This window comes from Rhodococcus sp. 3258, assembly GCF_031456475.1.
Taxonomy (GTDB): Bacteria; Actinomycetota; Actinomycetes; order Mycobacteriales; family Mycobacteriaceae; genus Rhodococcoides; species Rhodococcoides fascians.
Genome location: NZ_JAVDUT010000010.1, coordinates 97,668 through 111,262, shown reverse-complemented (window position 1 = coordinate 111,262; position 13,595 = coordinate 97,668). Strand labels below are relative to the sequence as shown.

13 protein-coding genes are annotated in these 13,595 nt (G+C 61.8%); 6 read left to right on the top strand and 7 right to left on the bottom strand.

Going from position 1 to position 13,595, the window contains the following annotated elements; translation table 11 throughout:
- Positions 1-128: 128 nt before the first annotated feature.
- Positions 129-1,178 carry a superoxide dismutase gene (locus tag J2X62_RS23145; protein WP_310183666.1) on the bottom strand — a complete coding sequence of 350 codons (1,050 nt, stop codon included), beginning with the start codon at positions 1,176-1,178 and terminating at the stop codon, positions 129-131.
- An 87-nt stretch (positions 1,179-1,265) separates the two neighbouring features.
- Between J2X62_RS23145 and J2X62_RS23140 the strand changes: the two genes are divergently transcribed.
- The gene (locus J2X62_RS23140; protein WP_310183662.1) at positions 1,266-1,919 is read left to right on the top strand and encodes a DedA family protein; all 654 of its coding nucleotides are present in this window, start codon (positions 1,266-1,268) and stop codon (positions 1,917-1,919) included.
- Between the two features lie 3 nt (positions 1,920-1,922).
- Here the strand turns inward: J2X62_RS23140 and J2X62_RS23135 are convergent, their stop codons facing one another.
- Positions 1,923-2,183, bottom strand: coding sequence for a LuxR C-terminal-related transcriptional regulator (locus tag J2X62_RS23135; RefSeq protein WP_310183660.1), 261 nt, complete (start codon positions 2,181-2,183; stop codon positions 1,923-1,925).
- A 173-nt stretch (positions 2,184-2,356) separates the two neighbouring features.
- Between J2X62_RS23135 and J2X62_RS23130 the strand changes: the two genes are divergently transcribed.
- Entirely contained in the window at positions 2,357-3,601 is a 1,245-nt protein-coding gene (locus J2X62_RS23130) for a TetR family transcriptional regulator C-terminal domain-containing protein (RefSeq protein WP_310183658.1), read from the top strand.
- A gap of 18 nt (positions 3,602-3,619) precedes the next feature.
- Here J2X62_RS23130 and J2X62_RS23125 read toward each other — a convergent pair whose 3' ends face one another.
- Both J2X62_RS23125 and J2X62_RS23120 read right to left on the bottom strand, forming a co-directional pair.
- Positions 3,620-4,831 (bottom strand): Fic family protein, encoded by a 1,212-nt coding sequence (locus J2X62_RS23125; RefSeq protein WP_310183656.1) that lies wholly within the window; start codon positions 4,829-4,831, stop codon positions 3,620-3,622.
- Positions 4,832-4,994: 163 nt separating this feature from the next.
- Positions 4,995-5,498 carry a DUF1648 domain-containing protein gene (locus tag J2X62_RS23120; RefSeq protein WP_052053708.1) on the bottom strand — a complete coding sequence of 168 codons (504 nt, stop codon included), beginning with the start codon at positions 5,496-5,498 and terminating at the stop codon, positions 4,995-4,997.
- Between the two features lie 115 nt (positions 5,499-5,613).
- Here J2X62_RS23120 and J2X62_RS23115 point away from each other — a divergent pair, with 115 nt between their 5' ends.
- Positions 5,614-7,116, top strand: a complete 1,503-nt coding sequence (locus tag J2X62_RS23115; protein ID WP_310183652.1) for an SAM-dependent methyltransferase — start codon at positions 5,614-5,616, stop codon at positions 7,114-7,116.
- A gap of 255 nt (positions 7,117-7,371) precedes the next feature.
- Here the strand turns inward: J2X62_RS23115 and J2X62_RS23110 are convergent, their stop codons facing one another.
- Positions 7,372-7,614: an ArsR/SmtB family transcription factor gene (locus J2X62_RS23110; RefSeq protein ID WP_371128986.1), complete on the bottom strand. Its 243-nt coding sequence runs from the start codon at positions 7,612-7,614 to the stop codon at positions 7,372-7,374.
- Between the two features lie 167 nt (positions 7,615-7,781).
- Between J2X62_RS23110 and J2X62_RS23105 the strand changes: the two genes are divergently transcribed.
- From J2X62_RS23105 to J2X62_RS23095, 3 genes are all read left to right on the top strand, one after another.
- Entirely contained in the window at positions 7,782-8,828 is a 1,047-nt protein-coding gene (locus J2X62_RS23105; protein ID WP_310183649.1) for an SDR family oxidoreductase, read from the top strand.
- Between the two features lie 82 nt (positions 8,829-8,910).
- Positions 8,911-10,200, top strand: a complete 1,290-nt coding sequence (locus tag J2X62_RS23100; RefSeq protein ID WP_310183646.1) for an MFS transporter — start codon at positions 8,911-8,913, stop codon at positions 10,198-10,200.
- 54 nt (positions 10,201-10,254) lie between these two features.
- The gene (locus tag J2X62_RS23095) at positions 10,255-11,046 is read left to right on the top strand and encodes a thioesterase family protein (RefSeq protein ID WP_310183644.1); all 792 of its coding nucleotides are present in this window, start codon (positions 10,255-10,257) and stop codon (positions 11,044-11,046) included.
- Here J2X62_RS23095 and J2X62_RS23090 read toward each other — a convergent pair.
- Positions 11,034-12,512 (bottom strand): mannitol dehydrogenase family protein, encoded by a 1,479-nt coding sequence (locus tag J2X62_RS23090; protein ID WP_310183641.1) that lies wholly within the window; start codon positions 12,510-12,512, stop codon positions 11,034-11,036. The two genes, J2X62_RS23095 and J2X62_RS23090, sit on opposite strands and share 13 nt — an antisense overlap.
- 103 nt (positions 12,513-12,615) lie before the next feature.
- Positions 12,616-13,587, bottom strand: a complete 972-nt coding sequence (locus J2X62_RS23085) for an ABC transporter substrate-binding protein (RefSeq protein WP_222062926.1) — start codon at positions 13,585-13,587, stop codon at positions 12,616-12,618.
- Between the last annotated feature and the right edge of the window lie 8 nt (positions 13,588-13,595).

Here is a 13,595-nt window from a genome sequence, read left to right as displayed (position 1 = left end):
TCTCCCGGACGACGTCGGTCGCGTCCGACTTCCATGGTGCCCGAACCGTTGCTCGAACCCCCTTGGATCGTTGTGCGCGGAAACTCGGTCTCTGCTACGAATTTCCGTGCACGTGCGGCGAAGCCGCTCTACTCCGGAACAGAGCTGACGGTGAACGGCTCAACCGGTTCTCCCCCACGCTTGTCGAACTGGCTGTTGACCACCAGTAGTCGATCATCCACTGCTGCAACGGTTGTGGGGTAGGCAAACGATGGGTCCGTGATTTCGCCGGTGACGGATCCGCGCCGGCCGTCATCGTCGAGGTCGACCTTCGAGATCAGACCGTCGCGATTGCGGACGACATACAGCGTGTCGTCGTCCATCTCCATGCCATCGCCGTTCGTGAGCGTCGCTCCACCGAGATCGACCTGTGTGACCTCCTTGGAAGTCTTGTCGATGCGATACAGATTTCCGGTACTCGATTGCACGACGATCAACGCCGATTCATTGTCGTTTTCGACAATGCCGTTGGTGTTGAAGCCCTCGCCATACACGAAGGGCGTGCCGTCGAAACTGGCGAATGTCTCCAGCGGGCCATCTTGGACGCCGGCCATCATCTGCTCAAACGGAATCCGGTACAGCACTGGACTTCGAGAATCGGTGACGTACGCATCGCCATTGTCGGCGATCGCGACGTCGTTGAGGAATGTCGCATCGGCACCGAGGCCGTTAGCGAAGGTGGCAGCCAGGCCACCGGTGCCCCTGTCGTATACCCACACCTTGCCGGTCGCCCCGCCTGCGATGACCAGATACGAGGCACGGTCAATTAAGTCGTCGTCGTCAGCTGTGTCGATCCCCGCAGCACCGGTGCGTCCGTCCGCACCGCCGGGCAGGAAGACCGATACATCCGGCGATCCGACGGTTCCGCGGAACACGGCACCGTCGGAAGTGGAGGTGACGTAGAACGTGTCGTCGGCGGCGGTGATGCCTTCGGGGAACACTCCTGTGCCCGGCAGGTTGTAGACGCCGGCGTTCGATGGGCCGGACGAAGCCGATACAGACGACGGAGCGGGCGACGACGGAGCTGACGATTCAGTGGGATTGGAAGCGGGGGTCGGCTCCGGATCGGAGGACCCGCAGGCACCCAGCAGGAGTGTGGCGGCGGCAACAACGGGCAGTACCTGGAGGGCTCGTTTCACCCTCGCAAGTGTTCCATATGTCTCAATTTCTTGGCATTTCTCCTGGTGAACAGATTTTCGGTCGAGACGTTTCGTACAGTCGTAGTCATGAGTGAGCTCTCCACCCTTGCCGCGACCAGCACTGAACTCGGCGGAATCGCCGGGTGGGCGGTGAGTTTGATGGAGGCGATCGGTGGTCCCGGTGCCGGTATTGCCGTCGCTGCGGAGAACTTTTTCCCGCCGCTGCCCAGCGAGATCATTTTGCCGTTGGCAGGCTTCACCGCATCTCAAGGCGGGATGACGCTCTTCGGTGCGTTGTTCTGGACGACGGCCGGATCAGTGCTCGGCGCTCTGGTTCTCTACTGGCTGGGCATCAAACTCGGACGTGACCGGATGTACGCCATTGTCGAGAAGATGCCGTTCGTCGGAACCGAGGATCTGACGAAGGCCGAGGACTGGTTCACCAGACACGGTCGGTCGGCGGTGTTCTTCGGCCGCATGATCCCGGTGGTTCGCTCGGGCATCTCGATTCCGGCCGGTGTGTCACAGATGCCGGTACTGCAATTCACGTTGTACACCACGCTCGGCAGCCTGATCTGGAACTCGATCTTCGTGCTGGCCGGATACTTCCTCGGCGAGAACTGGCACTACGTGGAGAACTACGCCTCCGTGTTCCAGTACATCGTCATCGGCATCGTTGTGGCATTGATCGCGTGGTTCGTGGTGAAGAAAATGAAGTCGAGGCGCGTCGAGGTTGAGTGAACCTCACAGATCGTCGATATCGATGAAGCCGTCCTGCAGAGCCCTCGCCAACAACGCCGCTTTGGTGGGTGCCGTGCGCCCCACCGCGGAGTACTTGGCTCGGATCCGGGACAAGTGGGTGTTCACAGTTCCCATCGACAGATAGAGCGCCCGCGACGCCTCCGACTTGGAGTCGGACACCAGCCACGTGGTGAGCACTTCGATTTCACGAGCGCTGAGCCGCGGATCGGAACTTTCGTGGATGCGGATGTCGAGAATTGTCATGAAAATCCTTGATATCGGGCACCACCGCTGTCCCGGCGGCGCGAACACAGCACATCACACCGCACTCTTTCCGTTGGGTCACTCCGGTTGATGACCGAGGTCGCTCTCACCCGAGAGTGAGTACTGTCACCGGCACCGTCACGGCCGGTCTCACCTCGGTAAAGTCCGTCCCCATGAACGAGCTCGACGCGACTGCCACCCATTTCGTCGAGGCGGCCGTCACATTGTTGGTCGCGGATCCTCGACGAATTCTCGACCGCGGTATGCGCATCGAGGACGTCGTCCACGCATCCGGCTCGTCGACAGCGACGTTCTTCCGCAAGTTCAGCACCAAGGCCGACTTTCTCGACAAGGTGGTCGAGCAGCTGGCCCGGACCTCGCTGCCCACCGACGTCCACGAAACAGTTCGCAGCCAGGTGACGAACGGCGGTGCATCGATTCGCTCGACGGTGACGGCGCTCGTTGCGCAGTACTTCCCGGCAATCGTCGACCGGAAGAGCATCACCGAGTCTCTTCTGGACCACGTTTTCGGCGGACCGTCGTCCCCGACCCTGTTGAGTGAGTACCGCGTCCGAGACGAAGCCGTACTGGGCGCGTTCGAGGCACTGTTCGACCCCGACGGCGGGGCCTTTCGCCGTCCCTTCACAGCCCGAACGTTCGCAGTGACGGTCAACGCAATCATCGATGGATTTCGCCTCCGCAGTCAGGCGGACGCCGCGTCCGTATCGGCCGAGGTGATGTCCGACGCGGTGCTTGCCTTTCTCGGGGCCGTCGTCGACACGTCCGGACGTCATCAGCACCTCGATGATGTGGGAGAAGTCGATTCACCGGTCGAGGAACGCCCGCTTCCTCGCGATCCTCGCGCTGCGATCGTCACAGCTGCGCGCGACGAGTTCGGAAAGCGTGGCTACTTCATGACGCGAATGGACGACGTCGCCGACATCGCAGGAGTGCCGAGGACGGCCTGCAAGACACTGTTTCCGACCAAGCCGTCCGTCATCGTTGCAGCCCTGCAGAATCGGGTCGATCATCTTCGCGAGTCGGTAGCCGACGACCAGTTGCTGGGCCTCGATGAACTCACGATTCTACGAAATCACATGCTGCGGTGCGCGCAGCTCGCCGCCGACGAAGTCGAATTCATGGACGCGCTCCTCGTCGCCGTCGCACACGACACGTACGGCGAGCCGGAGGGGTTGATCTCGATCAAGGAGAAACTCAACCTGCCGGCAATCATCGGGCCGGTCATCGCGCGGGGTCAGGACAGCGGGGTGTTCCGAAAGAGCTCGAGCCCAGTCGATCTCGCAGCAGGCATCACCAATACGCTGCTGATGCGATGCTTCACACGAAGACAGAACAGCCCGCAGGACAACGCGAACTTCGTCGCTGAACTCCTCCTCGACGGTCTCGGTGTGCACTGAGCATCGACCGAGTGCGTGTTATCGGACCCGCCGGATGCCGTCCGCGAAGTCGTCGAGAGCGGCAAGTATCTCCTCGGCCTGCCACACCCTGTTTCGTCGCCCCTTCGACGTCTGGTGCAAAATTCCCACCTCGGTCAGCTTGTCGATTGCCCGCTGAGCCGCAATCTCGCTGACGGCGAAAGTGATTCGTACGTAGGCGTTGTCGACGACCGGTTGCGCCACCAGCGCGTCGAGTAGTTTCCACACAACCGAGTCGCTGCGTGCGACGACGCGATCGGTGTACTCGGTTCTGACGTCGGACAGCTCGTCTACCAATCGCCGCCCACCTTCGACGGCGTGGAACGTGGCAGCGGTGAGGCTTCGCACGATCGCCTCGACATCCCCGGCGCGGTAGGCATCCAGACTTCGGAAGTAGCCTGCGGTGTCCGTGAGGAGCCCAGCAGACAGTGGAACCGTCACTCGCTCCGTCACTTCTGCCCTCCGCAGCATCGCGTGGACTATGGCTCGGCCCGTTCGCCCGTTTCCGTCCGTGAACGGGTGAAGCGTTTCGAATTGCGCATGCGTGACGGCGATATGCGGGATGACGGGCAAGTCCGAACGAGCTGCGAACTCGAACAGGTCGGCAAGTGCACCCGGAAGCCGGTCGTGGTGCGGTGGAACGAAAGCGGCACGGTGCGGGCCTATGCCCGATCCCCCGATCCAGACTTGCTGAGTTCGCCATTGCCCTGGGAACGGATCGCCGTTGGACTCCATCAGCGATCGGTGCATCTGAAGCACGCTTGCTTCTCCGATCGATGATCCGACCTCGAGTGCTGCTTCCATCGCACGGACGTTTGCCGACACGATCGAGGCGTTCCGCGTTGTGGGCGCACCCAATTCGGCGAGTGCAAGCGCCCTGGCTCCCACGGTCAGATTCTCGATCTGAGAGGACGCCGAGCTTTCCGTCCGCAACAGAATCGAACTCATCGGTGCGAGCTCGACCGATGAACCGAGTTGCTCAGAGGCATAGTGGTCGAATCGAACGATCTCACGGAGGGCGTCCTCCGACTCCGCGATCAGCTGCGCAGGCAGGTTCAGCTCTACCTCTGCAATACGCGGCGGTACAGCTGCTCGATAGTCACCCTGATGCAGCCGCCTCTGGGCGCGCGACGTGTACGAATCGGCGACACGCCACGGCCGGCTCTCGAACTCCACCGCAGGCCAGGATGCACCGGCCTCACCGTCCGCCATTATGCGACCATACCAAACCTTATTTGTATATAGTTTGGTATGGACTGCTAAACCGTACGATCGGCACGCTCGGACAGTGTCGAGATGAAGGTCGAATCTGCCGATGGCAGCTACCTTTTACAGTCAGGCTCGAAATTGGCCAAGTTGCAACCACTCCCCTGACTCAGTCCTTCGGAATACGGTATCGACTGCCCATGAACGCGAAGGCCGCATATCCCAGAATCACCACCACATAAAGCACAGTCGGCACCACGAACACCCACGCGCTCACCGACGCACCTGTAGTCGTGCCCGCAACGACGCAGATCCAGGCGAACAGCAGTGCGGAGGCGACTCCGATCCAGTCGAGGTCCTCGGAAATCTTGCGGTTCAGTTCGGGCCGATTCTCGGGGGCAGTCCAGTACTCGTGCAGTCGTCGACTCGGCAGGTTCACCAGCTGGGCCGGGACCTTCGGCAGCCACCACCCGACGCTGACGAACAACCCGATCATGACGAACCCGGTACCACCCATCGTGAGGAGGAAGGAGAGCTTCGAGTCCATCCGATCCACCTGACCGGATCCGTCGAAATGAGCGGGTATCTCGTCGCCCGCGGTGACGGCGACCCACACGAGGCTACCGACGAAGACGAGACTGGACAGCAGTAAGGCAGCGCGCGAAAGCTTCATCCCAGTCAACATTAGCGCCTGCGGCAGTGGTGCGGTGCTGAGCCTCTGGGTCGCTCCGCAGGCTATGCTCCTGTGCCACAGACGGCACCTATCCGCACCACTGCCGGAGGCATCGATGCCCAACAACGAGTTCGGAGACTTTCAGACTCCGATCGAGTTGGCGCGCGCCTTGGTCAACGCCCTGCCTCGTCGCGACTGGACCCGCGTCCTCGAACCCACCTGCGGTGTCGGGAACTTCCTGTCGGTGATAGCCCAAAGTCACCCCGAAGCAGAGCGCGTCGGGATCGAGGTGCAGCCCGAGTATGCTTCGTCAGCAGCACAATTCGGCAGGATCATCACAGCGTCGATCTTCGACTTCGATCTGGCCCGAGATATCGAGTGGAGTTCGGGGCCCGGCGCGACCCTCGTGATCGGCAACCCACCGTGGGTCACCAACTCGCAACTGTCGGTGCTCGATTCCGCCAATCGACCCGCACGCACGAACACGAAGAACGCTCGCGGCATCGACGCCATCACCGGCAGCTCCAACTTCGATATCGCAGAGTTCATTTGGATCAAGTTGCTCACCGAATTCGCAGATCGACCCGCAACCATCGCGATGATCTGCAAGACCCAGGTAGCTCGAAACGTTCTGCTGCACTGTGCTCGGCATCAGCTTCCGGTGACCGGTTCGAGCCTGCGAATGGTCGATGCCAAAAAGTGGTTCGACGCAGGGGTCGATGCCTGCTGGTTCCTTGTCAAACTCGGGCCGGGCCAGACCGACTACACCGCAGAGACATTTCCGAGCATCGATGCGTCGCAGCCGGACAACAGAATCGGAGTCGTCGACGGCCAACTCGTCGCGAACGTCGATGCGTACCAGCGCAGCAAGCAATTCGACGGTGCCAGCCCTCTGGTGTGGCGGCAAGGCATCAAGCACGACGCCACCGCGGTGATGGAGTTGGTCGAGAATGGCGGCCCACGAACCAAACTGGGAACCGGCGTGGACATCGAAGCCGACTACCTGTTCCCACTCTTCAAGTGCACCGATGTCTACCGCGACAAGCTGGACTCGGTGTCCAGGTGGATGATCGTGCCGCAGTCGCATACCGGTGACGACACCGAGCAGTTGGCGCACACCGCACCGAAGTTGTGGGCATACCTCAACGCCAACGCCGCGGCGCTCGACGGGCGGAAGTCGTCGATCTATCGCAACAGAGCCCGGTTCTGCATCTTCGGTGTAGGCCCGTACACGTTCGCGCCCTACAAGATTGCGATCTCCGGGTTCCACAAGATTCCACAATTCAGGATGGTCGGTCCCTACGACGGCAAACCAGCCGTGTTCGACGATGCCACCTATCTGCTCCCTTTCGAGGACCCCGCAGCCTGCTCCGTCGCCCACGCGTTACTGACCGGGCCCGAAGCTACCGATCTCATTGCTGCTCTGGCCTTCTGGGACAGCAAGCGACCCGTGACGAAGAAGCTTTTACAACGCATCGATCTCGCGGCGATCGCCCGGGCGACCGACCCCGTCGTACTGAGTGAGCGTTCCGCAGCGGCTGCAGCTGCGCACGGTCTAGTATTCGAGGCAGCATCGCTCACTCACGCGGTGGATCTCGCGAGGGGCAAAAAGCTGTGACTGTCGATCCTCCTCAGCGACAACCCGTTCCAGAGCTGGTCCTCTTTTTCATCGGCGGTGGCATGTTCGTGGTGGCTACCGTGGCGAAGTGGAGCGCGTTGATCTTCGTGTCTATCTTCCTCTGCGTATTTGCCGGTTTCGCAGCCCTCATTTCGACATGGCTGGCCCGTCAGAGTCGGCGCATCATCGCACTGTCCGGCATCATCAACCTGCTGGCAGGCCACATACAGAGGTCGCGCCGACGCAGTGGAGACGTCACAGATCGGTCTTGATCGTTTCGGCCAATCGGTCGAGGTACTCGGCGTTGCGTTTGTAGTGCACCCACGGCCCAATTTTGGTGCTCGTCACCAGGTGGGCGCGTTGTAGCACCGCCATGTACTGCGAGGCAGTCGACTGCGAGACGCCCGCTCTGGATTGAATATGCTTGAGGCACACCCCTACCTGTTCGGCCGGTTCGAGCTGCGGCGGAAAGTCGCTCGGGTCCTTGAGCCATTGCATGATCGCCAATCGCGCCGGGTTGCTGAGAGCACCGAACACTGCCGCAAGCTCCGCAGGATTCAGTTCGTCAGCCACCCTCGAAGCGTACTCCAATATCGCAATATCGCGATCTGTGGTCTACTTACTCGGACATCGCAATATCGCGATATTCAGATAAGGAGAAGCCGATGAAGACAGCAGTAGTCGTGGGGGCCAACGGCGTGATCGGCGGAAATCTGTTCGAACACCTGCAGCGGACCGGGGATTGGAACATCATCGGCCTGTCCCGCCGCGGCGGTATCGACAGCGAACGCGTCCAGCACATTGCGGTGGACCTGCTCGACGGCGACGAGACTCGACGCCGACTCTCGCACCTGACAGACGTCACGCACATCTTCTACGCCGCGTACCAGGAACGCCCCACGTGGGCCGAGCTGGTGCCTCCCAATCTGGCGATGCTCGTCAACGTGGTCACCGTGATCGAGGACAGTTCTCCGAACCTGGAACATGTCAGCCTGATGCAGGGTTACAAGGTCTACGGCGCGCATCTCGGACCGTTCAAAACCCCTGCGCGCGAAACCGATCCACCGCACATGCCGCCCGAGTTCAACATCGACCAACAACAGTTTCTCGAAAGCCGTCAGGTCGGAAAGAGGTGGTCCTGGTCGGCTATCCGGCCATCGGTGGTGTGCGGTGTAGCGCTGGGGAATCCGATGAATCTGGCCACCGTCATCGCTGTCTACGCCACCATGTGCAAGAAGCTGGGCGTGCCCATGCGATTCCCGGGCAAGCCCGGTGCTTTCGGATCTCTGCTGGAAATGACCGATGCATCGTTGCTCGCCGAAGCGACCGTGTGGGCCGCAACCACTCCCGCGTGCGCGAATCAGGCGTTCAACATCACCAACGGAGACATGTTCCGCTGGAACGACATGTGGCTGCGCATCGCGAACATCTTCGGGTTGGACACCGCCACCCCACTGCCGATGTCGCTGGCCGACGTCATGGCCGACAAAGAGCCACTGTGGAATTCGATCGTTGCCGAGCACGAGCTGAAGCCCACTCCCTACCGCGATGTGTCGTCCTGGGCGTTCGGTGACTTCGTGTTCTCCTGGGACTACGACGTCATATCCGACGGCTCCAAGGCCCGCCGTATGGGTTTTCATCGTTTCGTGGACACCGAGGCGATGTTCGCCGGCATCGTCACAGATCTCCGGCGGCAACGAATCATTCCCTGAGCGAATCGGGCTCGGTGGTTCCGCACCCGAGAGCTGTGGAGGCATAGGCTTTTCGACGCACGCCCCCGACAAGGAGATCGCCATGTCAGTGAAGTCCGAATCGACGTCCACTCGGCACGTGATGCCAAAGAAGCAACTACTCGCAGTCAGTATCGGCAACGCCGTGGAGTGGTACGACTGGACGGTCTACGCGACATTCTCGATCTACTTCGCCACCCAGATCTTCTCCGGTGACAACCCGGCTGTGGCTCTGTTGAGCACATTGGCGACGTACTCGGTGGCGTTCTTCTTCAGGCCGCTCGGGGGCTTGCTGATCGGACGGTTCTCCGATCTGCGGGGGCGACGCCAGGCAATGATCTTGACGATCGCGATGATGTCGGGTGGGTCGTTCGCGATCGCGGTCCTCCCCACGTTTTCCGTAGCAGGGTGGATCGCTCCGATTCTGCTGTTGCTGGCCCGGATCGTCCAGGGCATGTCGATGGGCGGTGAAGTCTCCAATGCGTCGGCCTACCTCGCCGAGATCGCCCCGAACGATCGGCGGGGGCGATACTCGTCCTTCTATTACATCTCCACCGGCACGGCCATTCTCCTTGCGTCACTGCTCGGCGCGTACCTGACGTTCGTGCTCGACGACGACCAACTGAGCTCGTGGGGCTGGCGCGTACCGTTCGTCATCGGCGGGCTGCTCGGAGTAGTGGGACTCTGGATACGACGCGGCATGGCCGAAGCCGACAACCAGGAGCGCAACGCGGTGAAGGCGAAGGCCGTGCGAAACCCGTTGTGGATGACCATGAAGCACCATCCTCGTGCCGTTCTGCAGGTCATCGGATTCGTTCTCCTCGCCACACTCGCCTACTACACCTGCTTCTCCGCGATGACGCCCTACGCCGTCAAGCAGCGCGGAGCAGACGCCAACGACGTGTTCGTAGCGTTGTCGATCGCGACAGCAATGTTCGTCGCGCTGCAGTACCCCATGGGCGCTCTCGCGGACCGTATCGGCCGCAAGCCGCAATTGCTCACCTACGCTGCGCTGTTCGCGATTCTGATCATCCCGCTCTCCAAGCTGATCGGGCCGTCGTTCGTAAAACTGCTCATCGTCTTCTGCGTCGGCCTGCTGCTGTTCGCGATGTGCTCGGCCATCATTCCTGCCGTTCTGGCCGAAGCCTTCCCGGCCGAGCTTCGAGGGGTCGGTATCGGGGCTTGGTACAACCTCACCGTTGCTCTCTTCGGAGGCACCGCTCCGCTACTGGTCAACGCCTTGTCCGAGGAAGGCCACGCCGACTGGTTCTTCTACTATCTCGCTGCAGCAGCTGTGATCTCGTTCTTGACGATGGTGTGGATGCCGGAGAAGCGTGGCCAGGACCTGGACTGATTCTCGGCGACACTACGATCGGATGGCACACCGTCCGAGGCCGTAGGAGAGTCAATGCACCCGTTCGACGCAGCAGTCGCACTCGAGAGTGTCGGCGAGGGCACGTACGCCGGACGTACGTCGCCGTCGTACAACAACATGGTCGGCCCGTTCGGCGGAATCACTGCTGCATCGTTCGTCCGTGCCGTCGAGCTCCATCCCGACTGCCAGGGAACACCGGTCTCGTTGACGGTGAACTTCGCCGGTCCTGTCGCGGAGGGCGTTTTCGAGATCTCGGCTCGCCCTGTGCGGACCAACCGAAGCAACCAGCACTGGTATCTCGAACTGACTCAGAACGGTGCGGTGGCGACGACCGCGACAGCGGTGTTCGGTTCCCGTCGCGAGACCTGGGACAACATCGAGGCGACGGTCCCTGACGTTCCTTCCCCCGCCGACACGAAGCAGGGCGGTCTTCCCGACGCCATCGCGTGGGCACAGAACTACGAGATGCGTTTCGTGCATGGCGCACTGAGCGATCATGAGTCCGCTGACTCGACCGAAACTCTGTGGATCCGCGATACACCACCGCGGCCGATGGACTTCGCGGCCCTGACCTCGCTGAGCGATGTGTTCTATCCGCGGATCTTCCAGCGGCTCGGCAAGTATGTTCCGGCTGGGACGATCTCGTTGACCACCCATTACTTCGCTACGCCCGAGGATCTCGAGCAGCATTCCGACGGATACGTCCTCGGCACCGCGCGGGCACGCCGATTTCACCAGGGCTACTTCGACCAGACTGCCGAATTGTGGATCGAGGGCGGGATTTTGCTGGCAACCAGTCACCAGATGGTCTACTACAAGGTGTGACTCACCGACGACTGTTCGAGCAGTCGTCGTACCGCGCCCCTGGCACCGTTGTCCTGCAGCGAACGCTTGGCTCGCTGATACGCACCTCGTAGTCGCGGGCTAACCGAGAGGTCCCCGAACACTGCGCGATTGGTCAGGAATGCTCCGGGATTGTCGTGGTCTTCCCACGACAGTCGCTGCAGACGCTCCGCATCGACGTCGATCATGGGCACGTCTCCACGCTCGTACACCCCACACCATCCGGCGAGTATCAACGCGCAATGATCGACGGTCCGATCGTGCGCCAACCGATCTCGCAGTACCGGCAGCACGAATTTCGGGATTCGCGCGGAGGCGTCGACGATCTGACGTTCGAGAGTGTCTCGAACGGCCAGACTCGAAAATCGTTGCAGCAGTTGCTCGATGTAGGCATCCAGGTCGATCCCCGGCACCGGCGCGAGCGTCGGGGCAGCCTCGGCGCGCATGTACGACGCGACGAATTCACGCATGTCCGGATCCGCCATCACCTCGTGAACGTGGGTGTGCCCGGCCAGGATTCCGAGGTAGCTGATGGCCTGGTGGGATCCATTGAGCAGCCGAAGTTTCATGTGCTCGTACGGTGCGACATCGGAGACGAGTTGCACTCCTACTTCGTCGAACGGTGGCCGCCCGAACGAGAAGGTGTCTTCGAGTACCCACTGCGAGAACGATTCCGACTGGACCGGCCAGCGGTCGTCGATGCCGAAATCACGTCGCAGGTCGTCGACGACGGTGGGCGTCGTGGCCGGGGTGATGCGGTCGACCATCGAATTGGGGAACGCGGTCGTGGCATCGATCCAGTCGGCCAAGTCGCTGTCGTGGTGGCGCGCGAAGGACGTCAGCGCGGTGCGGGTGACCGCGCCGTTGTGAACGATGTTGTCGCAGGACATCACGGTGAACGGCGGAACTCCGTGGAATCGACGGGTGGCGAGAGCCACGGTCAGAAAACCGAAGACGCTCTTCGGTACGGAAAGATCCTCGAGATCCGCCAGCACCGACGGGTCGGTGGGCTCGAACGCTCCCGTCAGATCGTCGACGCCGTAACCGCCTTCGGTGATGGTCAGGGACACGATCATCGTGGACGGTGAACTGAGCACATCGATGACGGCCTGCGGATCGTCGGGTGCGAAAACGAAATCGGCGACGGAGCCGACAATTCGGGCCTCACGTATGCCGTCGGGGTCGACGGTCACGAGTGTGTAGAGGTAGTCCTGGTCGTCGAGGACCTCTCCGATTCTCTTGTCCTGGGGCAGTACTCCCACCCCGCACAGCGCCCAGTCCAGGTGCCCGGCCGCGAGCAATCTGTCGAAGTAGACCGCCTGATGTGCGCGATGAAACGCACCGACACCGAAATGAACCACACCGCAGTGCAGTTCGTCCGCGTCGTACGCGGGCCTCGCGACGGTCGCCGGTAGGTGTTCCAACGTGGTGCGACGAAGCTCGGTCATGACTTCGGTCCTCGAGTCGGCAGAAGATGAAACGGACGTGGTGAGCGGTGGCACTCCCGGGCAGGTTCTGCCACCAGGAGCACCACCGCAGTTCAGGGGTGAATCAGCAGGACGACTTGTAGACGTACTGTGCGCCTTCGCCGTCGATGTTGTCGGCGGTGATGACGTGGAAACCGGTGGAGATCTCGGCGGTGACCGGCTTGTCGTCGATGGCCGCCATGGCCTGCTCGACGCCATCGGTGCCGATGGTGCCGGGCTGCTGAGCGATCAGGGCCTGCACCGTTCCCTCACGAAGCTGCTTGACCTGCGCCGGGCCCGCATCGAAGCCGACGATCTTGACCTGATCCTGCTTGCCTGCCTGCCGAACTCCGGTTGCGGTGCCTTCGGCCGCAAAGGTGTTGGCGGCGAAGATGCCGACGATGTCGGGGTCCTTGGCCAGTGCGGCCGAGACCAGACGGGCTGCTTCGGCCGGATCGTTGTGGCTGTACTGCACGCCCAGGTAATCGAAGGCCGAGTTCGCTCCGACGGCTTCCTCGAAGCCGTCCACTCGCGCGTCGGCCGTGGAGACGCCTGGGTCGGTGGAAATGACCAGTACCTTGCCGCCTGCCGGGCTGAGCCGCTCGATCGCGTTGAACGCTTCTGCGCCGCCACCCTTGTTGTCGGACGAGATGGAGGAGACCGCGATGGACGGGTCTTCGAGAGTGGTGTCGACGAGGACGACCTTGATGCCGGCCTTCGATGCTGCGGCCAACGGTGCCTGCATGGCCGCGACGTCAGTGGGAGCGATGAGGATTGCCGACGGCCGTGATGCCACAACCGAATCCACGATCGGTTTCTGCAGCGTCGGGTCGAACTTCACCGGCCCCTGGGTGTCGACGGTGACGCCTGCGTCCTTGGCCGCAGCCTCGATTCCGCACTGCATGCTGATGTAGAACTCGTCGCCGCTGACGCCCTGGATGAAGGCGATCTTGCCGCTGCCGCCACCGCTTCCGGAGTCGGACGAACAACCCGCCAGGAACATGGCGGAGACCGAAGCGACACTCAGTGCAACGACGGCGGTGCGTGATGTGATCATGGTCGACT

Coding starts and splice junctions, on each gene's coding strand:
- J2X62_RS23140 (WP_310183662.1), top strand. CDS start 1,266: ATGAGTGAGCTCTCCACCCTTGCCGCGACCAGCACTGAACTCGGCGGA.
- J2X62_RS23135 (WP_310183660.1), bottom strand. CDS start 2,183: ATGACAATTCTCGACATCCGCATCCACGAAAGTTCCGATCCGCGGCTC.
- J2X62_RS23130 (WP_310183658.1), top strand. CDS start 2,357: ATGAACGAGCTCGACGCGACTGCCACCCATTTCGTCGAGGCGGCCGTC.
- J2X62_RS23125 (WP_310183656.1), bottom strand. CDS start 4,831: ATGGCGGACGGTGAGGCCGGTGCATCCTGGCCTGCGGTGGAGTTCGAG.
- J2X62_RS23120 (WP_052053708.1), bottom strand. CDS start 5,498: ATGAAGCTTTCGCGCGCTGCCTTACTGCTGTCCAGTCTCGTCTTCGTC.
- J2X62_RS23115 (WP_310183652.1), top strand. CDS start 5,614: ATGCCCAACAACGAGTTCGGAGACTTTCAGACTCCGATCGAGTTGGCG.
- J2X62_RS23110 (WP_371128986.1), bottom strand. CDS start 7,614: ATGCAATGGCTCAAGGACCCGAGCGACTTTCCGCCGCAGCTCGAACCG.
- J2X62_RS23105 (WP_310183649.1), top strand. CDS start 7,782: ATGAAGACAGCAGTAGTCGTGGGGGCCAACGGCGTGATCGGCGGAAAT.
- J2X62_RS23100 (WP_310183646.1), top strand. CDS start 8,911: ATGTCAGTGAAGTCCGAATCGACGTCCACTCGGCACGTGATGCCAAAG.
- J2X62_RS23095 (WP_310183644.1), top strand. CDS start 10,255: ATGCACCCGTTCGACGCAGCAGTCGCACTCGAGAGTGTCGGCGAGGGC.
- J2X62_RS23090 (WP_310183641.1), bottom strand. CDS start 12,512: ATGACCGAGCTTCGTCGCACCACGTTGGAACACCTACCGGCGACCGTC.
- J2X62_RS23085 (WP_222062926.1), bottom strand. CDS start 13,587: ATGATCACATCACGCACCGCCGTCGTTGCACTGAGTGTCGCTTCGGTC.